This window comes from Pseudomonas paraglycinae (assembly GCF_021601625.1).
Lineage (GTDB): Bacteria > Pseudomonadota > Gammaproteobacteria > Pseudomonadales > Pseudomonadaceae > Aquipseudomonas > Aquipseudomonas paraglycinae.
The window spans coordinates 21,890-42,460 of the sequence record NZ_BQHR01000007.1; the positions used below are offsets into that span (position 1 = coordinate 21,890).

At 61.7% G+C, this 20,571-nt stretch carries 22 protein-coding genes, 1 pseudogene and 1 riboswitch; of the genes and pseudogenes, 5 read left to right on the forward strand and 18 right to left on the reverse strand.

The genetic code is table 11. The features are described 5' to 3' along the window. Positions 1-7: 7 nt before the first annotated feature. Both L6D82_RS11955 and L6D82_RS11960 read right to left on the reverse strand, forming a co-directional pair. On the reverse strand, positions 8-1,372 hold the full coding sequence (locus L6D82_RS11955; protein WP_165369556.1) for a DNA recombination protein RmuC: 1,365 nt from the start codon (positions 1,370-1,372) through the stop codon (positions 8-10). A 175-nt stretch (positions 1,373-1,547) separates the two neighbouring features. Then, on the reverse strand, positions 1,548-1,871 hold the full coding sequence (locus L6D82_RS11960) for an SEL1-like repeat protein (protein ID WP_085611478.1): 324 nt from the start codon (positions 1,869-1,871) through the stop codon (positions 1,548-1,550). Between the two features lie 956 nt (positions 1,872-2,827). Here L6D82_RS11960 and L6D82_RS11965 point away from each other — a divergent pair. From L6D82_RS11965 to L6D82_RS11975, 3 genes are all read left to right on the forward strand, one after another. Further along, positions 2,828-3,052, forward strand: a complete 225-nt coding sequence (locus L6D82_RS11965; protein WP_007950419.1) for a hypothetical protein — start codon at positions 2,828-2,830, stop codon at positions 3,050-3,052. Between the two features lie 276 nt (positions 3,053-3,328). Further along, on the forward strand, positions 3,329-3,811 hold the full coding sequence (locus L6D82_RS11970) for a hypothetical protein (protein ID WP_011333151.1): 483 nt from the start codon (positions 3,329-3,331) through the stop codon (positions 3,809-3,811). Positions 3,812-3,957: 146 nt separating this feature from the next. Then, complete coding sequence (locus L6D82_RS11975; RefSeq protein WP_102687989.1) at positions 3,958-5,229, forward strand: OmpP1/FadL family transporter; 1,272 nt, start codon at positions 3,958-3,960, stop codon at positions 5,227-5,229. A gap of 80 nt (positions 5,230-5,309) precedes the next feature. Here L6D82_RS11975 and L6D82_RS11980 read toward each other — a convergent pair whose 3' ends face one another. From L6D82_RS11980 to cobO, 14 genes and pseudogenes are all read right to left on the reverse strand, one after another. Beyond that, entirely contained in the window at positions 5,310-5,870 is a 561-nt protein-coding gene (locus L6D82_RS11980; protein ID WP_102687988.1) for a glutathione peroxidase, read from the reverse strand. 55 nt (positions 5,871-5,925) lie between these two features. Next, positions 5,926-6,048, reverse strand: coding sequence for a hypothetical protein (locus L6D82_RS28550; RefSeq protein WP_007950415.1), 123 nt, complete (start codon positions 6,046-6,048; stop codon positions 5,926-5,928). Next, on the reverse strand, positions 6,045-7,253 hold the full coding sequence (locus L6D82_RS11985) for an MFS transporter (RefSeq protein ID WP_236189130.1): 1,209 nt from the start codon (positions 7,251-7,253) through the stop codon (positions 6,045-6,047). Before L6D82_RS11985 ends, L6D82_RS28550 begins: the two co-directional genes overlap by 4 nt. A 54-nt stretch (positions 7,254-7,307) precedes the next feature. Further along, positions 7,308-7,712, reverse strand: a complete 405-nt coding sequence (locus tag L6D82_RS11990; RefSeq protein WP_007950413.1) for a MarR family winged helix-turn-helix transcriptional regulator — start codon at positions 7,710-7,712, stop codon at positions 7,308-7,310. A gap of 56 nt (positions 7,713-7,768) precedes the next feature. Then, entirely contained in the window at positions 7,769-8,500 is a 732-nt protein-coding gene (locus L6D82_RS11995) for an adenosylcobinamide-GDP ribazoletransferase (protein ID WP_102687985.1), read from the reverse strand. A 1-nt stretch (position 8,501) separates the two neighbouring features. Further along, positions 8,502-9,077, reverse strand: a complete 576-nt coding sequence (cobC, locus tag L6D82_RS12000; protein WP_236189132.1) for an alpha-ribazole phosphatase family protein — start codon at positions 9,075-9,077, stop codon at positions 8,502-8,504. Continuing rightward, entirely contained in the window at positions 9,074-10,129 is a 1,056-nt protein-coding gene (gene cobT, locus L6D82_RS12005) for a nicotinate-nucleotide--dimethylbenzimidazole phosphoribosyltransferase (protein WP_236189134.1), read from the reverse strand. The genes cobC and cobT overlap by 4 nt, the downstream gene beginning before the upstream one ends. Next, a complete protein-coding gene (gene cobU, locus L6D82_RS12010; RefSeq protein WP_102687982.1) occupies positions 10,126-10,647 on the reverse strand; it encodes a bifunctional adenosylcobinamide kinase/adenosylcobinamide-phosphate guanylyltransferase in 522 nt (173 codons plus the stop codon). The genes cobT and cobU overlap by 4 nt, the downstream gene beginning before the upstream one ends. Further along, positions 10,643-12,101 (reverse strand): annotated as a pseudogene (locus L6D82_RS12015) (cobyric acid synthase); the annotation flags it as partial. The pseudogene L6D82_RS12015 and the gene cobU, both read right to left, overlap by 5 nt. Continuing rightward, positions 12,098-13,105: a threonine-phosphate decarboxylase CobD gene (gene cobD / locus L6D82_RS12020; RefSeq protein WP_236189152.1), complete on the reverse strand. Its 1,008-nt coding sequence runs from the start codon at positions 13,103-13,105 to the stop codon at positions 12,098-12,100. The gene cobD and the pseudogene L6D82_RS12015, both read right to left, overlap by 4 nt. Beyond that, a complete protein-coding gene (cbiB, locus tag L6D82_RS12025) occupies positions 13,098-14,006 on the reverse strand; it encodes an adenosylcobinamide-phosphate synthase CbiB (protein ID WP_102687980.1) in 909 nt (302 codons plus the stop codon). Before cbiB ends, cobD begins: the two co-directional genes overlap by 8 nt. After that, the gene (gene bluB, locus L6D82_RS12030) at positions 14,003-14,653 is read right to left on the reverse strand and encodes a 5,6-dimethylbenzimidazole synthase (protein ID WP_236189161.1); all 651 of its coding nucleotides are present in this window, start codon (positions 14,651-14,653) and stop codon (positions 14,003-14,005) included. The genes cbiB and bluB overlap by 4 nt, the downstream gene beginning before the upstream one ends. After that, complete coding sequence (locus L6D82_RS12035; protein ID WP_102687978.1) at positions 14,650-15,945, reverse strand: cobyrinic acid a,c-diamide synthase CobB; 1,296 nt, start codon at positions 15,943-15,945, stop codon at positions 14,650-14,652. Before L6D82_RS12035 ends, bluB begins: the two co-directional genes overlap by 4 nt. Next, positions 15,942-16,553 carry a cob(I)yrinic acid a,c-diamide adenosyltransferase gene (gene cobO, locus L6D82_RS12040; RefSeq protein WP_007950401.1) on the reverse strand — a complete coding sequence of 204 codons (612 nt, stop codon included), beginning with the start codon at positions 16,551-16,553 and terminating at the stop codon, positions 15,942-15,944. The genes L6D82_RS12035 and cobO overlap by 4 nt, the downstream gene beginning before the upstream one ends. Positions 16,554-16,634: 81 nt before the next feature. After that, positions 16,635-16,860: riboswitch (cobalamin riboswitch) on the reverse strand. 166 nt (positions 16,861-17,026) lie between these two features. On the opposite strand from cobO, the gene L6D82_RS12045 reads away from it, so the two are divergent. Beyond that, positions 17,027-17,611 (forward strand): hypothetical protein, encoded by a 585-nt coding sequence (locus L6D82_RS12045; protein ID WP_085747068.1) that lies wholly within the window; start codon positions 17,027-17,029, stop codon positions 17,609-17,611. 65 nt (positions 17,612-17,676) lie between these two features. Further along, positions 17,677-18,990, forward strand: coding sequence for a PQQ-dependent sugar dehydrogenase (locus tag L6D82_RS12050; RefSeq protein WP_236189163.1), 1,314 nt, complete (start codon positions 17,677-17,679; stop codon positions 18,988-18,990). 65 nt (positions 18,991-19,055) lie between these two features. Here L6D82_RS12050 and L6D82_RS12055 read toward each other — a convergent pair whose 3' ends face one another. Together L6D82_RS12055 and L6D82_RS12060 are read right to left on the reverse strand one after the other, a co-directional pair. Beyond that, positions 19,056-19,592 (reverse strand): C40 family peptidase, encoded by a 537-nt coding sequence (locus L6D82_RS12055; protein WP_102718423.1) that lies wholly within the window; start codon positions 19,590-19,592, stop codon positions 19,056-19,058. Positions 19,593-19,811: 219 nt separating this feature from the next. Continuing rightward, positions 19,812-20,432 (reverse strand): C40 family peptidase, encoded by a 621-nt coding sequence (locus tag L6D82_RS12060; protein ID WP_007950397.1) that lies wholly within the window; start codon positions 20,430-20,432, stop codon positions 19,812-19,814. Positions 20,433-20,571 lie beyond the last annotated feature (139 nt).

Genomic DNA, 20,571 nt, shown 5'->3' on the forward strand with positions numbered 1-20,571 from the left:
GAGCGGCTTATTCAGGCAGTTCGACCAGGCCGTCGGCATCGGTCATTGCGCGCTCCAGCAGGTCTGCGGGCAGGCTTTTGCTGGCCCGCGCGCCGAGCAGCTTGAGCTGTTCGCTGCGGCTGACCAGGTTGCCCCGCCCTTCCGTCAGCTTGTTGCGCGCCGCGCTGTAGGCCTTGTCCAGTTGCTGCAAGCGATTGCCGACTTCGTCCAGATCCTGAATGAACAGCACGAACTTGTCGTAAAGCCAACCGGCGCGCTCGGCGATTTCCCGGGCGTTCTGGCTCTGGCGCTCCTGCTTCCACAGGCTGTCGATGACTCGCAAAGTGGCCAGCAGCGTGGTCGGGCTGACGATCACGATGTTGCGGTCGAAGGCCTCCTGAAACAGCGTCGGCTCGGCCTGCAACGCGGCGGAAAACGCCGCTTCGATGGGCACGAACAGCAAGACGAAATCGAGACTGTGCAAACCTTCCAGACGTTTGTAATCCTTGCCGGCCAGGCCTTTGACGTGGCTGCGCAAGGACAGCACGTGCTGCTTCATGGCGATCTGGCCGATGGCATCGTCGTCCGCCGCGACGTATTGCTGATACGCGGTGAGGCTCACCTTGGAGTCGACCACCACCTGCTTGTCGCCCGGCAGATAAATGATCACGTCCGGCTGGAAACGCTCGCCGTCCGGGCCCTTGAGATTGACCTGGGTCTGGTACTCGCGGCCCTTCTCCAGCCCGGCATGCTCAAGCACACGCTCGAGAATCAGCTCGCCCCAGTTGCCCTGAGTCTTCTGGCCCTTCAGGGCGCGGGTCAGGTTGGTCGCTTCGTCGCTGAGGCGCAGGTTCAGTTGCTGCAAACGCTCCAGCTCCTTGGCCAGCGAAAAACGCTCGCGGGCTTCGGCCTGATAGCTTTCCTCGACGCGTTTTTCGAACGACTGGATGCGTTCCTTCAAAGGATCAAGCAATTGGCCGAGGCGCTGCTGGCTGGTTTCGGCGAAGCGTTGTTCGCGCTCATCGAAGATCTTGCCGGCCAGTTCGGCGAACTGTGCGCGCAGCTCGTCACGGGAACCTTGCAGGTCATCCAGGCGTTGTTGATGGCTTTCCTGTTGCTCGCGCAATTCGGCATTCAGCGAAGCCGCTTGGGCGTCCAGGCGCCGTAACTCGGCTTCTTTGTTGGCGCGTTCGAGGTTCCAGGCATGGGCAGCGTCACGGGCATCATCGCGCTCGATCTGCAACAGCTCGACTTCCCGGCGCACGGCCGCGAGATCAGCTTGTTTGGAGGCGTTGGCCTGGCCGAGATCGGCGATTTCATCGCGGCAGGCTTCAAGTTGAGCAGTGAGGCCGTCTTGGGCCATTTGTGCCATGGCCAGCCGCTCTTCGAGCAAGGCGACTTCAGACTGGTTCTGACTGGCCCGGCGTTGCAGTTGCCAGGCCAGCGCCAGCAGCGGCACGGCCGCGCCTGCCAGCCCCAGCAGGATGCTGGTCAAGTCCATCGCCATAGTGATTCCCGCCGATCCGATAAAGCCTGAAGGTTAACCAAGGCGTCTGGTCTTGGACAGCTCAGTCTTCGATCAGGCCGAGTTCCTGTTGCGCGCGGCGGTCACCGGCGCGGGCGGCCTGACGCAACAGGTCCTGGCCGATCCGGCGATCCCGGGCATTGCCGCACTCGCGGCACATCAACTGGCCGAGGCGACTTTGCGCGGCGACCACCCCTTCCCGGGCCGGTTGCTTGAGCAGGCGGCCGGCGAGGTGCTTGGCATTCTGGCTGTCGCCAAGACGCGGGCTGTCGAGCAGCCATTCGGCCACGCGCACGGAAAATCGCTTGGGAGCGGTAACACGAGGGAGTTGGGAGGTAACAGATTCTGGAGCTGAACGAAACTTCATAAAGCACTGTGGGACAGATCGGAAGGCGCGCCACTCTACTCTTTTTTTCGCACAGGTAAAGTCGAAAAAAACCCGGCACGCCCGTGCTAGAGCAAGCGCTCGGGACAATCCACAGAAGCTGTGGATAACTCAGTGGACAACCGCCCTCCAGTCGCCGCAAAGCCTTGTGGAATGGGGCTCGCAGTCAAACTGACGATTTTTTCACCAGTTAAAAAAAGCGATGTTTTTCATTGACTTAAACTTTCGATGCAGGCAGCCATCAGGGTCAGGATCGTTGTGACAGCGCCGTTACAGTCCGCGCAACTAATGTGCACAAGTACCTGTTACGCGGTTATATCGATGCGCCTTTTCGGGTCGTTTTGGCATTCGGACTGGGGATAAGCCCCTGCGCCGAGCGTTCGCATCTGTCGGGTAGTGGCGACCGACGGTCGTTTAGCAAAGCCAGATCGGGGCAGGCGCGGAGTCCGGGCACCGCGCCCGGGAATTTTTTTGATGACCGGGTTTGCCTTCTTCAGACCGTTCCGTTAGTATCCGCGGCGTTAGTACCAAGCTGAAAGTCAATTCCGGTCGAACAAACCCCCACAGTCAAGTTTCTCTTACATAGACCTTCACTGAAAAAAGCGGGATCGACCCCTCGATGGTTTCCAGGTAAATCTTGCGACGACACAGTCTTTGAATCGAATGCAAAGAGTGTTGCGAAGACCACTTACTCTGACCGAACCAACCTGCAAATTGATCAGGATCTTCACCAAGGGCCCAGAACCTCTGCCCTCGATGTGTTGCCTGTCCTCCTAAGTACCTACCTGCCAGCCCAAGCGCGCCAACTTTTATAGCGCTCGAACTGGCTGCCTTGTTCCAGTCGGGTTCTTCGTTCGACCAATGGTGGTTGACGTTACTGGAACGTTTTAACGTTGCACGGTTCTTATCCGTGTCATTTGTAGGAACACCTAATAACTATGTCGACTCAAATCCAGACTCAGGATGCCATTCGCACCCTAACCAACGCTTTTGCCCCAATGAACTGCCTGATCATGGCCGCTCGCAAAGGCTGCTTCAGCTTCACCGTGGTCAATGAACACGGGATCGCCCGCCACAGCGAGCGTCTGTACCCCGATCAATACTCCAGCGCCGAACCGCTGCAGGCCGTGATTGATCGCACCCGTCAGGCATTGATCGCCTGAGAGGCCGAAATGGCTGCAAAAGCAAAAGCCCCGCTGAGAATGCGGGGCTTTTTATTGCCCGATGTTTCACTTCTGTCACTTTCTGCCTAATCACTAACCGATATAACGGTTATAACGCCTCGCCGGAAATATTTTAAAAACAGGCCTTTACGTCGCGAATATGACACTACACTTCAACTCAAGCGGCGTGATCCGCTTCCGGCGAGCCTGAGTCGATCCACAGCTGCCAAGCTCCCCTTCAGGTCTCGCCGCCCGATAACAAGATCCGAGGGTTTTATGGGTATCGCTGCCAGCGAACTGTGCCGTTATGTGATCCGTCCTACGCTGATCTACCTGGGACGCCACTGCGCAACTGCCGAATCCCTTCTGCTGGGCATTGCCGCCAGCCAGTCCGCCCTCGGTTCCGCCCTGCATGACCGCCGTGGCCACGGCCTGTACCGGATTGCCGAACACCGTCACCAGGCCCTCTGGGATCATTACCTGGCGCTGGACCCGGAACGCGCCAGCCTGGTTCGCGGCCTCGCCAGCCAACATGCATTTCTCAGCGGGCCGCACCTCGAACTGACGGTCAACCTGCGTTACGCCACGGCCATTGCATGGCTTCTGGTGGAAGAACAAAACCCCATCCTCCCCGAGCCGGACGATCTGCTGGGCATGGCGCGCATCTGGCGTCAGACCTTCCAGCCTCAAGGTCGTCTGCGCGATTTCACCTGCGCCTGGCAAACCTGTGTTTCACCGCTGAATCAGGTCGCTTGCTGACCCGCCGGTTTCGCAACATCGTCCAACGAGTAGCGAATCTGGTCGGATTGTCCTACAAAACCGCTCTAACTCAAGGCATACGGACTATAGCGCTGGGACGAAAATGTTGGTAATTTTCGCCCCGGTGATCACCAGGAGTTCTAATAATGAAAAAAGTCATGCTCAAAACCACCCTTAGCCTTGCCGTAACCGTGGCATCCACCCAGATCTTCGCAGCTGGCTTTGCCATCAACGAACACAGCATCAGCGGGATGGGGACTGGGTACGCCGGGCGATCTTCTTCTGCCGACGACGCAAGCACTGTTTACGGCAACCCTGCCGGCATGTCGCGCATCACGCGCGAACAAGTCACTGGCGGTGTTGCATTCCTCGACGCAAAAACCGATATCAGCGACGCCAGCTCCAGCCCGAACGGCGGCAGCAACAAAGGCGACATGGTGCCCTTCACCTCCGTACCTATGGGCTACTACGTCAAGCCGATCGACGAGCATTGGGCATTCGGTCTGGGTGTGTACGTACCCTTCGGCCTGATCACCGACTATGAAAACGGCTTCGCCGGCCGTTACTTCGGCAGCAAGTCAGAAGTCAAGATCATCACCTTCCAGCCAACGATCAGCTACAAGTTCAACGATGTCGTGTCGATCGGTTTCGGCCCGACCATCAACCGCATCGACGGGTCGCTGGAATCCAACCTGTCGATTACCCAGGCACTGCCGGACGGCAAGGTCAAGATCAAGGGTGACGACACCGCGCTGGGCTACAACATCGGCGTGCTGGTACAAGCTACCGATACCACTCGCCTGGGTCTGACTTACCACTCGAAAGTCGACTACAAGCTCGAAGGCAACACCAAGGTCAACTACGGCGCACTGGCGGCAGTCGGTCTGGGTGCCAACCAGAAGTACGACGCTTCGCTGAAGATCACCACACCTGAATCCGTGGACCTCTCGGTCACTCAGGCAATCAACGATCGTTGGAACGTCTACGCCGGTACCACCTGGACCCGCTGGAGCCAGCTGGAAAAGATCACCGTCAAGAACTCCGGCGTTCAGCCGCTGCTGGCTGGCCAGTTCGGCGAGATCACCGAAGAACAAAACTGGCATGACACCTGGGCTTACGCCATCGGTACGTCCTACCAGCTGAACAAGGAATGGGTACTGCGTACCGGTCTGACCTTCGACCAGTCGCCGACCAACAACGTCGACCGTTCGCCACGCATCCCGACCGGCGACCGGACCATCTTCAGCATCGGTGCCGGCTGGAGCCCGACCGAAGACCTGACCATCGACGTTGCCTACTCGTACCTGAAGGAAGAGAAGGTCAACATCCGCAACGAAAACGATCGCGGCCAGACCTACAACTCCCAGTATGAAAACTCGGCAAATGGCTTCGGTGTCGGCGCAACCTACCGCTTCTGATGCTGCACGGCGGGGCTAACCCCTCGCCATAAAAAAGCCCCGCTCTCTTCACAGAGGCGGGGCTTTTTGATGGGCGTCGATCAGGGTTTCAGCGGCTGGGAGGCAATGGCTTTCTCGATGGCTGCGAGAAATTCCGGATCATCCGGTTTGGTCAGGCTGGAGAAATTGGCGATCACCTTGCCCTGGCGGTCGATGACGTATTTGTAGAAATTCCACTTCGGTGCGCTGCTCTGTTTAGCCAGCACCTGGAACAGGTGAGTCGCATCGTCACCCCGGACCTTCTGTGGCTCGGTCATGGTAAACGTCACGCCGTAGTTGGCGTAGCAGACCTTGGCGGTCTCGGCGCTGTCCTTGGACTCCTGCTTGAAGTCATTGGAGGGCACGCCGAGCATTTCCAGGCCTTGGGCCTTGTAGCGCTGATTGAGCGCTTCCAGGCCCTCGAACTGCGGCGCGAAACCACAGAAGCTGGCCGTATTGATCACCACCAGCGGTTTGTCGGCGTAGCGCTGACACAGGTCGATGGATTCCTTGGCCCGCAACTTAGGCAACGAACCTCGCAACAGATCCGGACAGTCCGCGGCCTGGGCCAGTCCGGTCAACGCCATCAGCAACGCGGGAACAGCACACCAGCGCTTGAGCATGTCGGGCATCCTTGAGCAATCGTCAGACCTCGACGTTACTCGCCCTCCCGCCGGTCTAGCAAGCACCCATGCCCAACTGCATCAGCGCCAGCCCGCCCTGATGCCAGCCCCACCACACCAGCGCGAGCAATGCGGCGCCGAGTGCGGTGACGACGATCTGCGGCCAGAAACGGTTCATGCGGCGCTCGCACGCGGTTGCAGTCGCTCGACCGGACGCTCACGCACCGGCCAGTTCAGCGCTGCCGCCAACAGGCTCAAAAGAATCGCCACTTGCCAGATCAAGTCATAACTCCCGGTCCGGTCATACACCACCCCGCCCAGCCAGCCACCGAGGAACGACCCCAACTGATGGAACAGGAACACGATACCGCCGAGCATGGACAGGTTTCGCACGCCAAACAAGGTTGCCACCGTACCGTTGGTCAACGGCACCGTCGACAGCCACAGGAAGCCCATGGCCATGCCGAACAGATAGGCCGAGGTCGTCGTCACCGGCAACCACAGGAACAGCACGATTACCACGGCGCGCAACAGGTACAACCCGGTCAGCAGACGCGGTTTGGACATCCGCCCACCGAACCAACCGGCGGTGTAAGTGCCGAAGATGTTGAACAGACCGATCAATGCCAGCACCGTGGTGCCGACGCTGGCCGGCAGGTGCTGATCGACCAGATACGCTGGCAAGTGCACGCCAATGAACACAACTTGAAATCCGCAGACGAAGAAGCCGAACGCAAGCAGCCAGAACCCGGAGTGCGAACACGCCTCGCGCAAGGCTTCGGACAGGGTTTGTTCATGGCCGAGCACCGGCAGCGGCTTGTCCTTGAGCATGCTCACCAGCGGCACGATCAGCGCCACCAGCAAGCCCAGCACCAGCAACGCCGCCGACCAGCCGAGCCAGCCAATCAGCCCGAGGGTGCCCGGCAGCATGGCGAACTGGCCGAAAGAACCGGCAGCACTGGCAATACCCATGCCCATGCTGCGTTTTTCCGGCGGCACAGCGCGGCCGACCACGCCGAGGATGACCGAGAACGAGGTGCCGGACAGACCGATGCCGATCAGCAAACCGGCGCTCAGGGACAGACCCAACGCCGTTTCCGACAGCCCCATAAACACCAGGCCCAAGGCGTAGAGCACACCGCCGATCAGCACCACTTTTGCCGCGCCGAAGCGGTCGGCCAGTGCGCCGGTGAACGGTTGCGCCAGGCCCCAGATCAGATTCTGCAAGGCGATGGCAAAGGCGAACACTTCACGGCCCCAGCCGAACTGGGCACTCATCGGCGACAGAAACAGCCCGAAACCGTGCCGCACGCCCAACGACAACGCCAGAATCAGCGCACTCCCCAGCAACACCCAACCGCACGTACGCCACATCGAACTCATTGTTATTCTCCAGTCGCGGGTATATACCCGCTTAGATTCGGAAAAAACCGGCCCTCAGGCCAGTTCATCCAATAGCCGCAGCAAGGTTTCACGCTTCTCGGCACCCAGTCGGTCGATCAACCGCTGTTGCGCCGCTTCCCAGGCCGGCAGGGCTGCTGCCAGGCGTTGCGCACCGGTTTCGGTGAGCCGGACGATGCGGTTGCGCATGTCCTCGCCCTCGGCCAGCGCCACCAGGCCCTCGCCTTCCAGCACCCGCAAATTGCGCCCGAGGGTGCTGCGATCCAGGCCCATCGCTTCGGCCAGTTCGGAAATGCTCGGCTGATCCAGCCGCTGCAGGTTGCACAGCAAAGAATACTGGGCAACGTTGATCCCGAAGCCGTCGAGAGCGCCGTCGTAATGCCTGCTGACGCCACGCGCGGCGCGTCGCAGGTTGGTGCACAAACACTGAGATGGAAGCATGATGCATGTATATACCCGCGACTGTGTTAAATCAAGTTACAGATCAAAGTTACTTATCAAAACAAAGCCAGCCCGACCAGCACTGACATCTCCAGCAATTCCAGCAACGCGCCGGCTGTATCACCGGTGGTTCCGCCCAGTCTTCGCACCATCAAATGCCGCAGCCAGACGAACACGACAACCGCCAGCAGCAACGCCACGACAGCATTGAAACCGGCGATCACCACGCACGCTGCCGCACTCACCGCCAGCACCTGCCAACCCTTCTTGCGTGGCAGATGATCGGCCAGCGCCTGCCCCAATCCACCGGCCCGCACATAAGTCGTGGTGAGGAACAGTCCGAGCAGCGCCGCACGCCCGATCAGCGGCACGATGATCAACGCCATGCCCTGCTGTTGTTCGATCAAGGCCAGCAACGCGGCGAACTTGAGCAGCAACACCAGCACCAGCGTCACCACCGCGATCGGCCCGCTGCGCGGATCCTTCATGATCGTCAGCGTGCGCTCGCGATCACCGAAACCGCCGAGCCACGCGTCAGCGCTGTCCGCCAGCCCATCGAGGTGCAGCGCGCCACTGAGCAGCACCCACACCGTCAGCAACAGCGCCGCGTGCAGCAACAATGGCGCGCCGGCCAATGCGATATTCAGCGCCCAGAGAATCACGCCGAACAGCAAGCCCACCAGCGGATAAAACAGCAACGAGCGCCCGAGCTGTTCAGGCGCCGGCATGCCCGGCAGACGAATCGGCAGGCTGCTGAGAAATTGCAGGGCGATCCACAGGGGCAACATGTCAGAGCACTTCCCTGAGCGAACCGTCGGCCTCGACGATCAGCGAAAACAGCGCGCCGTGAGCGACTTCGACATTCAGCAGTTGTTCACGGGGCAAGCCACGGGCCTGCGCCAGCAACAGACGCATGACGCCGCCATGACTGACCAGCAACACCCGCTCACCCGCGTGCGCCGCGTGCAGTCGCATCACCGCCGCCAGCACCCGCGCCGAAAAGTCGCTGACCGGCTCACCCTGCGGCGGGGTAAACGCATAGGGATCTGCCCAGAACAAGCCCAGGCCCTCGGCATCGGTTTCCATCAACGCCGCCGCGCTCTGCCCTTCCCAGGCACCGAAATGCAGTTCTTGCAGATTCTTGTCCAGTGACACCGGCAGATCACGTTGCGCGCTCAACTCTTCAGCAAACCGCGCGCAACGCTGCAACGGCGAACTGACCAGCCGATCCCACGGCCCCTGCCCGCTCACCGCCTCGCGCATCTGCGTCCAGCCTTTTTCGGTCAGCGCGTCGTCGAGGCTGCCGCGCAGGCCGCCGCCGAGTTCGGTTTCACCGTGGCGCAGCAGATCCAGACGCAAGGTCATGCCGGACGATCCGCCACCGCAGCTTCGGCGAAGGTCGCCATCTGACCGTGCAGGTCGCAGGCCAGACGCAGCAACGGCACCGCCAGCGCCGCACCACTGCCCTCGCCCAGACGCAGACCCAGTTCGAGCAGCGGTTCAGCGCCAAGGGTTTCCAGCACATGGCGATGGCCCGGCTCGGCACCGCGGTGACCGAACAGCAGCCACTCACGGCAAGCCGGATTCAGACGCACCGCCACCAGCGCGGCGACCGTGCAGATAAAACCGTCCACCAAAACCGCCACACCTTCCTGCGCACAGGCCAGATACGCGCCGACCAAAGCCGCAATCTCGAAGCCGCCGAGATTGAACAGAGTCTGCAGTGCATCACCGCGCCGTGCCGCATGCAGCGCCAGCGCGCGCTCGATCACCTGCGCCTTGTGGCTGACGCCTTCGGCATTCAACCCCGTGCCGGGGCCGGTCAGGTGTGCCACCGGGCAATCGAGCAAGGCACACGCCAGCGCACTGGCGGCCGTGGTGTTGCCGATGCCCATTTCACCGCCGATGAACAATTGCGCACCAGCAGCCTTCGCGCGCAGCACGCTGTCACGGCCGCCCTGCAAGGCGAGTTCACCCTGGGCCCGAGTCATCGCCGCGCCCTTGGCGAAATTCGCCGTGCCCGGGCCGATGTTCAGGTGACGCACGCCCGGAAGATTCAGCGACGGGGTCACTGTGCCCAGATCCACCACTTCCAGCTGCGCGCCAAGTTGCCGCGCCAGCACGCTGATCGCCGCGCCGCCGCTGACGAAATTCAGCAGCATCTGCCCGGTGACCTCCTGCGGAAATGCGGAAACCCCTTCGGCGACAACACCGTGGTCACCGGCAAAAATCGAAATCCAGACCTGATCGAGTGTCGGTTTGACCTGGCCCTGCAATCCGGCCAGTTGCACCGCCACCGATTCAAGCTGACCGAGCGAGCCGGCGGGTTTGGTCAATTGCTGCTGACGCGCCGCCGCGTTTTCAACGGCGTCCGTATCCACCGGTTTGCACGGGTTCAGCCACCAGGCTTGGGTCATAACGCAGGTCCTTTCAGAGTCAGAGGCAGGCCGGCGACCGTCAGGACGACTCGCTGACAACGCTCGGCCAGAGCTTGATGCAGCCAACCGGCTTCATCGACGTAGCGGCGAGTCAATTCGCCCAGCGGCACGACACCCATTCCGGTCTCGTTGCTGACAAAAATGATTTCACCCGGCAGCGACGCCAGGCATTCGAGCAGGGCTTCGCGTTCGGCGGCGAGGCGTTCGGCGTCGTCGAGCATCAGCAGATTGGTCAGCCACAGCGTCAGGCAATCCACCAGCAGGCAACGCTCGGCACTGGCGGTTTCGCGCAGGACACGGGCCAGTTCCAGCGGTTCTTCGATCAGCCCCCATTCAGCGGGACGGCGGGCGCGATGATGAGCGACACGCTCATTCATCTCGCCATCCAGCGGCTGGCTGGTAGCGATGTATGTCACGGCCAGCGCGCTGTCAGTGGCGAGTTTTTCGGCGAGGCGACTTTTGCCGGAGCGGGCGCCGCCGAGGATCAACTGGAGCATGGGGAGATTCCACAGAGTTCACGTAACAGCCCGGTATCTAGGTGCTTCTCCACCAGATCCGCCAGCCGCTCGATATCGCGTTCGCGCAGGCCGTGGTAATCCACTTCCTGTACATCGTTCAGGCCGACCCAGCGCAACAGCGCCGCACTGGCCGCCGGCGATTCGAACAGGCCATGCAGGTAGGTGCCGAAAATCTGCCCGTCGAGACTTTGCGCGCCGTCGCAACGACCGTCGTCCAGATGCACAGCAGCATTTTCCAACGCAGTTCCTGTCGTCACGCCGGCATGAATTTCATAACCGCTGACCTCGGCATCTTCCAGCGCCAGACGCCCGCGCACATTGCGCAATTGCTTCTCGGCTTCGAGCTGCGTTTCAAACGCCAGCAGCCCCAGACCGGCGCTGGAACCTGGCGCGCCTTCAAGGCCCAGCGGATCGTGCACCTGCTCGCCGAGCATTTGCAGACCGCCGCAGATCCCCAACAGCTTGCCGCCGTAACGAAGGTGACGGCGGATGGCCGATTCCCAACCATTGGCGCGCAGATACGCCAGGTCACTGCGCACGCTTTTCGAGCCCGGCAGGATGATCAGGTCGGCGGGTGGAATTTTTTGTCCGGGCCCTACGAATTGCAGATCCACCTGTGGATGCAGACGCAGCGGATCGAAATCGGTGTGGTTGCTGATGCGCGGCAGCACCGGCACCACCACTTTCAGGACTTGCTCGGCCTTATCGGTCTGGCGCTGGTCGATGCCGTCCTCGGCTTCCAGATGCAGGTCCATCACGTACGGCAGCACGCCCACCACCGGTTTGCCGGTGCGCTGTTCCAGCCAGTCGAGGCCCGGTTGCAGCAAGGCGATGTCGCCGCGAAAACGGTTGATGATGAAGCCTTTGACCCGCGCCTGCTCGCTCGGCGACAGCAGTTCCAGCGTGCCCACCAGATGGGCAAACACCCCGCCACGATTGATATCGGCGATCAGCAGCACCGGACAATCCACCGCTTCGGCGAAGCCCATGTTGGCGATGTCGCCGGCACGCAGATTGATCTCGGCTGGCGAGCCCGCACCTTCGACCATCACCAGCGGATACGCGGCGCTCAAGCGCTCGTGGGAAGCGAGCACGGCCTGCATGGCGATGGCTTTGTAGTCGTGATAGGCGACGGCGTTCATGCTGGTGACCGCGCGGCCGTGGATGATGACCTGGGCGCCGGTGTCGCTGTTGGGTTTGAGCAGCACCGGATTCATGTCGGTGTGCGGTTCGAGAAACGCCGCCTGGGCCTGCACCGCTTGCGCGCGACCGATCTCGCCGCCGTCGGCAGTCACCGCGCTGTTGAGCGCCATGTTCTGCGGCTTGAACGGCACCACGGCAACGCCCTGGCGGGTGGCCCAGCGGCAGAGCGCCGTCACCAGCGTGCTTTTGCCGGCGTCGGAGGTGGTGCCCTGCACCATTAATGTGGTCATGCTGGTTTTTCCATGGAGCAATGCTTGGCGAATGCTTGCAGGGCTTGCTCAAGGCGCGCCTCGTCGGCGGCATCGGCGGGCAGCCCGAAACGCAGGCTGCTGTTGTGCGCGAACAGGCGCAGAAGAATGCCGCGGCGGGCCATGAATTCGTGCAACGCGGCGGCCTGTTCGGTGATCAGCCACTGAAACAGTGCGCAGCCGCCCTGCGGTTTGAAGCCGTGGCGCTCAAGCAACGCAGCCAGCCGTTCGCTGGCCTCGTCGCTGCGAATCCGCTGACGCGTGTGGCCTTCGGTGTCGCGCAAACAGGCCTGACCCAGCACCCGCGTCGGTCCGCTGACCGCCCAAGGGCCGACCTGTTCGGCCAGCAACCTGAGCAACTTGCGCTCGGCCAGCACGAAGCCCAGCCGCACACCGGCCAGACCGAAAAACTTGCCGAACGAGCGCAGCACGATCAACCCAACCTGATGCGCATGCGGGGCGAGACTCAGCTGCGGCGTGTTGTCCATGAACGCTTCGTCGACCACCAGCCAGCCGCCGCGCTGGGCCAGCCGTGCGTGCCAGTCGAGCAGACGTGCCGGGGTCAGATTCAGACCTGTTGGATTGTTCGGATTGACCACCACCAACACGTCGAGGCTGTCGAGAAAGAAGTCGACTTCCTGCTCCAGCACCTCGCGCACGATATAGCCGCTGCGCCGCCAGGCTTCGGCATGCTCGGCATAACACGGTGAGAGCACGCCGACCTTACCGGCGCGACGCAATCGCGGCAGCAGTTGAATGGCTATCTGCGAACCGGCCACCGGCAGCACCTGGCTGGCACCGTAATAATCGCAGGCGGCCTGCTCCAGACCGTCATCGTTTTCCGGCAAGCGCGCCCACGCCCGAAGCGGAATATCCGGGACCGGAAACGGCCATGGCGCCAGACCCGTGGACAGGTCGAGCCAGTCTTCTTCCGCGATGCCGTATTCGAGCGCCGCCCTGCGCAACCGGCCACCGTGCTCAAGCATAGAATTCAGCCCCCACGCAGAGAATCAGCAGCCATAACCATACCCCGCGCTGGACCAATTGCCAGCCGCGATCAATGGAATCGGCATCCGCCGGCACGCCCTCGCCCAGTTGCGGACGCTCGTGCAGCTCGCCGTGGTAAATCGCCGGACCACCCAGCTCGACGCCCAAGGCACCCGCGCCGGCGGCCATCACCGGGCCGGCGTTCGGGCTGTCCCATTTCGGCGCCTGAGTCCGCCAGCATTTCAGCGCCAGTCGGGTTTTGCCGAGCAGCGCGTAGGTCAACGCCACCAGCCGTGCAGGAATGTAGTTGAGGACGTCGTCGATTTTTGCCGCTGCCCAGCCGAAACGCTCGAAGCGCTCGTTGCGATAGCCCCACATCGCGTCGAGCGTATTGCTCAGACGATAGAGCACCACGCCCGGCGCACCGGCCACGGCAAACCAGAACAGCGCGGCGAACACCGCATCGCTGCCGTTCTCCAGCACCGATTCAGTGGCGGCGCGGGCGACGGCGGTGCTGTCCAGCTCATCGGTCTGACGGCTGACCAGATAACCCACACGCTTGCGCGCCTCCTCCAGATCATCGGCGCGCAAAGCCTTGGCCACCGGCTCGACGTGCTCACCCAGGCTGCGCATGCCGAGGGCGCAATACAGCGCAAGAATCTCGACGACCCAGCCCACATACGGCGCCCAGGAAAACGCCGTGACCAGCAGGGTCAGCGGCAGCACCGCGATCACCCACGCGGTGACACCATGGCTGCGCCAGCCACGACCAGCGCTATTGAAACGTTGCTCGATGCGCCCGGCGAAATTGCCGAACGCCACCAGCGGATGCCAGCGTTTCGGTTCACCCAGCAGCGCGTCCAGCGCAACCGCGGCGACACTCAACAACGCCACACTCATTGACTCACTCCCCAATAATTTTCATACAGCAGCTCATTGAGCGGACGCGCCTGCGCCCACCCTTCGAGTACCAGCATCGGCGCCGGATAGAATTCCTTGACCGGCCCCAGGCAAAGCACCGCCAGCGGCTTGGCCCCGGCCGGCAGTTTCAGCAGATCGGCCAGCGCCTGTGGCTCGAACAGCGACACCCAGCCCATGCCCAGGCCTTCGGCACGCGCGGCGAGCCAGAGATTCTGGATTGCGCAGGACAACGACGCCATGTCCATTTCCGGCAGCGTGCGACGACCGAAAATATGCCGCTCGCGATCATCCATCAACGCGGCGACCAACACTTCGGCGCAGTCGTTGATGCCCTCGACCTTGAGTTTCATGAATTCGTCGCTGCGCTCGCCGAGGGCTTCGGCGGTACGCACACGTTCTTCTTCAACAAGGTTCTGGATCTGGCCACGTAGCGCGCGGTCGCTGATACGGATGAAGCGCCACGGCTGCATCAGGCCGACGCTCGGTGCCTGGTGTGCGGCTTCAAGCAATCGTCGCAACACGTCACGCTCGACCGTACCGCCGCTGAAGTGGCGCATGTCGCGGCGTTCGGCGATGGCGCGGTAGACCGCTTCGCGCTCGGCGTCAGTGAAGGCGTTGTCGGTCATGGCACCAACAGTGCGGCAATCGCCGACGGATTCGACGGGAAGTAAAAATGCACGTACGAGGCGGTCATCCGTCCTTGCCGATACACCGCTTCGGCACCGCGCCCGCCGTTGGGGCTGTGGCCACGGGCAATCGGCGTCAGTTCGGTGGTGGTCAGGGAATGGTGATAGGTGTGGCCGCGCAGCAGACCTTCCGGCAGGTCGACCTCTTGCAGCGCCAGTGCGGCGAGGCGCTTTTGCATCACGGCGTCGCCACTCAACAAGCCGACCAAATCAGCGCGGGTGCCTTCGACATCGGTCAGCGAGTCGAGCAGGTACAGCATGCCTCCACATTCGGCGAGCAGCGGTTTGCCGGCCGCATGATGCGCGCGGATCGCTTTGAGCATGTCGGCGTTCTGCGACAAGGCAACGTGGTGCAATTCCGGATAACCGCCTGGCAGGTACAGACTGTCGGCGTCGGGCAATTGCGTATCGCGGATCGGCGAGAAGAAACTTAACTCGGCGCCCATCGCCCGCAACAGATCGAGACTGGCGCCGTAGGTGAAGGCAAAGGCTTCGTCGCGGGCGACGGCAATTCGTACGCCTTCTAGTAGTTTTTCTGTCTCAACGATTGCTGGCGCGGCGAACTCCACGGCGGGTGGCAGCGCTACCTCGCAAGTGCCGGCCAATGCTTCGGCGGCGGCGTCGAGGCGCAGGTCGAGGTCATTGAGTTCGCTGGCCTGCACCAGCCCCAGATGACGGCTCGGCAGTTCGATCCCGGTTTCCCGGGACAATGCGCCGTACCAGCGCAGGCCTTCGGTGAGGCTGCCTTCCAGCAACTGCGCATGGCGCACCGTGCCGACACGATTGGCCAGCACGCCGGCGAACGGCAGATCCGGCTGATAGCGCGCCAGGCCTAGCGCCAGTGCGCCGAAGGTCTGGGCCATGGCCGTGCCGTCAATCACGCCAAGTACCGGAACGCCGAAATGCCGCGCCAGATCGGCGCTCGACGGCGTGCCGTCGAACAGGCCCATCACGCCTTCGATCAGAATCAGATCGGCTTCAGCGGCGGCTTCCCACAACAGGCGACGACTTTCCTGCTCGCCGACCATCCACATGTCCAGTTGATAGACCGGCGCACCGCTGGCGCGCTCAAGGATCATCGGGTCGAGAAAGTCCGGGCCGCATTTGAATACGCGAACCTTGCGCCCCTGATTGCGATGCAGACGGGCCAGCGCGGCGGTGACGGTGGTCTTGCCCTGGCCGGAGGCCGGTGCGGCGATCAGTACCGCCGGGCAGTGACGTGGTTGATTCAAAGTTCGACGCCTTTCTGCGCTTTGATGCCGGCCTGGAAGGCGTGCTTGATCATGCCCATTTCGGTGACGGTGTCGCCCATCTCGATCATTTCCGGCTTGGCGGCGCGACCGGTGACGATCACGTGCTGCATCGGCGGACGCGCCTGCAGATCGCTGAGCACCTGATCCAGATCGAGGTAACCGTGCTTGAGCGCGATGTTCAGCTCATCGAGCACCACCAGACCGATCGACGGATCGCGCAGCAGTTCGCGGGAGACTTCCCACGCTGCCTCGGCGGCGGCGATGTCGCGCTGGCGGTCCTGGGTTTCCCAGGTGAAGCCCTCGCCCATCACATGAAAACGCACTTGCTCGGGGAAGCGGCGGAAGAACAGCTCTTCACCGGTGCTGTTGCGCCCCTTGATGAACTGCACCACGCCGCACTGCATGCCGTGGCCCATGGCGCGGGCGAGCATACCGAACGCCGAGCTGCTTTTGCCTTTGCCGTTGCCGGTCAGCACCAGCACCAGACCGCATTCGTCTGGCGAATTGGCGATGCGCTCGTCGATCACGGCTTTTTTGCGCTGCATGCGCGCCAGGTGGCGCTCGTCGCGTTCGGGGGAATCAGTCATGGGGGAGCTCTCCGTTGAGGCTGGATAACGGCGGGCAGGCACAAGAATAGACGGCAACAAGCCTGGCATCGCCCACCGTGATGCCGCTGGATGGATCAGGCCGGTCTCCGGGCTCATGAGCGGCGTTGGCCTGGCTGCGTGCCTTCCCGCTTTTACGCAGTGGCATCAGACGCAGCTTTTACTCATTTACCGTTGCGGGGGCAGCGCCGGGATCGTGAGGGTTCATCGCTTGAAGACCCGCCTCACCGGCTTCCCTGTTTCACTCTGTCGACATGCGCCACAGAGCACCTGAAACAAGCCGCGAAGGTTAGAGGGTTGGGGGTGGAGCGTCAATTGAAGAGGGGCTTGTGCGGCGAATAACTGCCGCCGATCAATTAACTGACGCCAATCTTGTGCCACACTGCCAGCAGTGATATCAAAGAGCCATGCTTTTTGACTGCAGAGAGCACATCACAATAATAAGGGAGAGCACCATGCAAGGCATGATCATCAGCAATCCGCGGCTGGAATTCCTGCGCCCGGTGCTGGAACGCTGGTTTGACTGTATCGACCGCTACAACGCCGTGCGCGGCGACAACGACACGCCCTACTGGCATGACGAAAAAGCCAACCTCGGCCTGCTGTCGGCCGCTGCGTGGATGGCCGAACTGGTCACCCTGCGCGACACCGCAACCCGCAAACAAAACGAAGAAGGCGAGCGCAATGCCCGCGCCGACCTGTTTATCGCTGGCGCCGAGGATCGCGCCTTCATTCAGGCCACCCAACGCTGGCCACGCGTCACCAGCCTGAATCTGACGCAGGCCCTGGCGGATATCACCAGCGACGCCAAGCGCATCAGCTACGCCAGCGACCTGAAACTCGGCTGCCTGTTCGTGGCCCCGCAAAAGGCCCAGCACAGCGCCAGCCCGGAAGAACTGCAGGACATGGTCGACGACCTGCAAAAGGAACACTCCTGCGCCGTCGCCTGGTACTTCCCTTACGCCTACCGCAAATTGCGCAGCGAAGCCGGCAACTATCACCCCGGCATTGCCGTGCTGTTCAAGGAAGCCCGCGGCTGAGGGTTGAACCATCGGGCTTGTGCGCTTCTCTATGTTTAGGAATGCATTCATAGGGAAGATCAGCAATGCGCAAGCCCCAGCTCGTTTTCGTCATCATGATCGCCGGAGGGCTCGCCGCCTGTGGTGAATCCTCCAGCTTGCAAGTCTCTGACGGCACCGGCCCGTCACCGAAACTGCCCGAACCGAACAAGACCCTGATCCCGACGGTGAACATCGCCCCGGCCATCGGCTGGCCGGCCGGCGCCAAACCGACGGCAGCGACAGGTACGCAGGTGGCAGCCTTTGCCGAGAATCTCGATCACCCGCGCTGGCTGTACGTGCTGCCCAACGGCGACGTGCTGGTGGCGGAAACCAACGCTCCGCCAAAACCGGACGACAGCAAGGGCATTCGTGGCTGGGTGATGAAAAAGGTCATGGGGCGTGCCGGTGCTGGCGTTCCCAGCCCGAACCGCATCACCCTGCTGCGCGATGCCGATCATGACGGCGTGGCCGAGACCCGCACGGTGTTCCTGCAGAACCTCAACTCGCCGTTCGGCATGACCCTGGTCGGCAACGATCTGTACGTGGCAGATACCGATCGCCTGCTGCGCTTCAACTACGAGCCCGGCGCGACCGAAATCAAGAGCCAGCCAATCAAGGTCGTCGACCTGCCGGGCGGGACGCTCAACCATCACTGGACCAAAAACGTCATCGCCAGCAAAGACGGCAGCAAGCTGTACGTCACCGTCGGCTCGAACAGCAACGTCGGCGAAAACGGCCTCGATCAGGAAGAAGGCCGCGCGGCGATCTGGGAAGTGGATCGCGCCACCGGCAACCACCGGATTTTCGCTTCGGGCATCCGCAACCCCAACGGCCTGGCCTGGGAGCCGCAAAGCGGTGCGCTGTGGACTGCCGTCAACGAACGCGATGAGATTGGCAGCGATCTGGTGCCGGACTACATCACATCGGTCAAGGACGGTGGTTTCTATGGCTGGCCGTTCAGCTACTACGGCCAGCACGTTGATGTGCGCGTGGAACCCCAGCGGCCGGACATGGTGGCCAAGGCCATCGCTCCCGACTACGCCGTTGGCCCGCACACTGCATCACTGGGCCTGACCTTCGCCGAAGGCAATCGCTTGCCGGCTCAGTTCAAGGAAGGCGCATTCATCGGCCAGCACGGCTCGTGGAACCGCAAGCCGCATAGCGGTTACAAGGTGATCTTTGTGCCGTTTGCCGCCGGCAAGCCGAGCGGAACGCCAGTGGACGTGCTGACAGGTTTCCTCGACAAGGACGAGAACGCGCTGGGTCGCCCAGTTGGCGTAGTGATCGACCAGCAAGGTGGATTGCTGGTAGCCGATGACGTGGGGAACAAAGTGTGGCGGGTGTCAGCGGCCCGCTAATGTATTGCGGGCATTAAAAAACCCGTGGGAGCCATTCAGCTCCCACGGGTTTTTAGGTATCTGGACTACGGGTTGTGCGCCAGATGCTCCGGCTGCAGAACGCGCTTGGCGCTCAGATAGGCTTTCTGCCAATACGCTTTCGACAGGCTGTCCAGCTTCACCGTGCCGCCGGTGGCCGGCGCATGAACGAAGCGCCCTTCCCCGACGTAGATCCCCGCATGGCTGACCTGTGAGCCGCCATTGGTGGCGAAGAAAATCAGGTCGCCGGTCTGCAGCCCTTCCTTGCCGACATTCGGCGCCTGCATGACGATCATCTCGCGGGTCGAACGCGGCAGGCTGATGCCGGCGGCATCGCGGTAGACAAAGCCGATCAGGCCACTGCAATCAAATCCGGAGTCCGGGGTATTGCCGCCCCAGCGATAAGGCGTACCCACCAGCCCGAGCGCGCGGAACAGCACGTCTTCGGCAGCGGGTGAAAAGGTCTGAGAGGATCCGAACACGATCGGAGCACGAACCACCGGCGCAGGTGGCGGAGTGCGGCTGGCGCAGCCGCTGAGCAGCGCTGCGAAGAACATCAAGGCAAAGCGGGCCGACATCGTCATATGCAGAACATCCTGATCTGGCTGAGGCTTTGACTGCCGATTCGACAGAAAACAAAACCGCCTGCGTTGGGACGCAGGCGGTTTGCCATCAATATAGAACAGGATTCTAGCGGCTACGCGGCAAACTTCAAGTAAGACTTTAACTTCACCTTGTAAAGTTTAAGTCTATTGCCTCGGAAGGGCCGCTTTGTCGCCACGAGCGTGGCGACGATCGAGTGATTACTTGCGAGCGGTAACCACGGTTGGAGCGTTCGCCAAAGCGCGTTTGGCTTCGATAAAGGTCTTGCTCCAGTAGCTGTCGCCCAGGCTGTCGATGCGAACACCGCCGCTGCGACGAGAGCTGGAATGGATGAACTGGTTGTCGCCCAGGTAGATCCCGGCGTGGCTTACACGACCGCGACGACCATTGGTGGCGAAGAACAGAAGGTCGCCCGGCTCGAGGTTGCTGCGCGAAACCAGCGGCGCGTCAACGTTGATCATTTCGCGGGTGGAGCGCGGCAGATTCATGCCGGCTTCTTCGCGGAACAGGTAGCCGATGAAACCGCTGCAATCGAAACCGGCTTCAGAGGTACCGCCGAAACGATAACGGGTGCCGATCAGGGACATGCCGCGTTCGAGGATGCTGTCGGCCAGAACCGGAAGCTGGTAAGGCTTCTTGCCGTTGAAGTCGGCGAGTTCTTTTTCGGTGTCCAGCTCTTCCTGGTAAATAACGGAAGACTGGGCGGTGGCAGAATTTTTAGCCTGTTGCTGCTGCTCTTGATTAACAGGTGAATGAGCAGCGCAACCGAACAACAGGGTGACGAGTGCGAGAGGCACGAGGGGTGCGAAGCGCTTTAGCATGGGCACGACCGTGGCTGATAGTTGTAAAGAAGCCGAGACTATGCCCGCTATCAGCCTCATTTGCAAATTCAATCGATCTTTTTGTGACTTCCCGGTTTCTCGTTAACATCTAAGCGCTTAAGCCTATTTGAATCGAGAC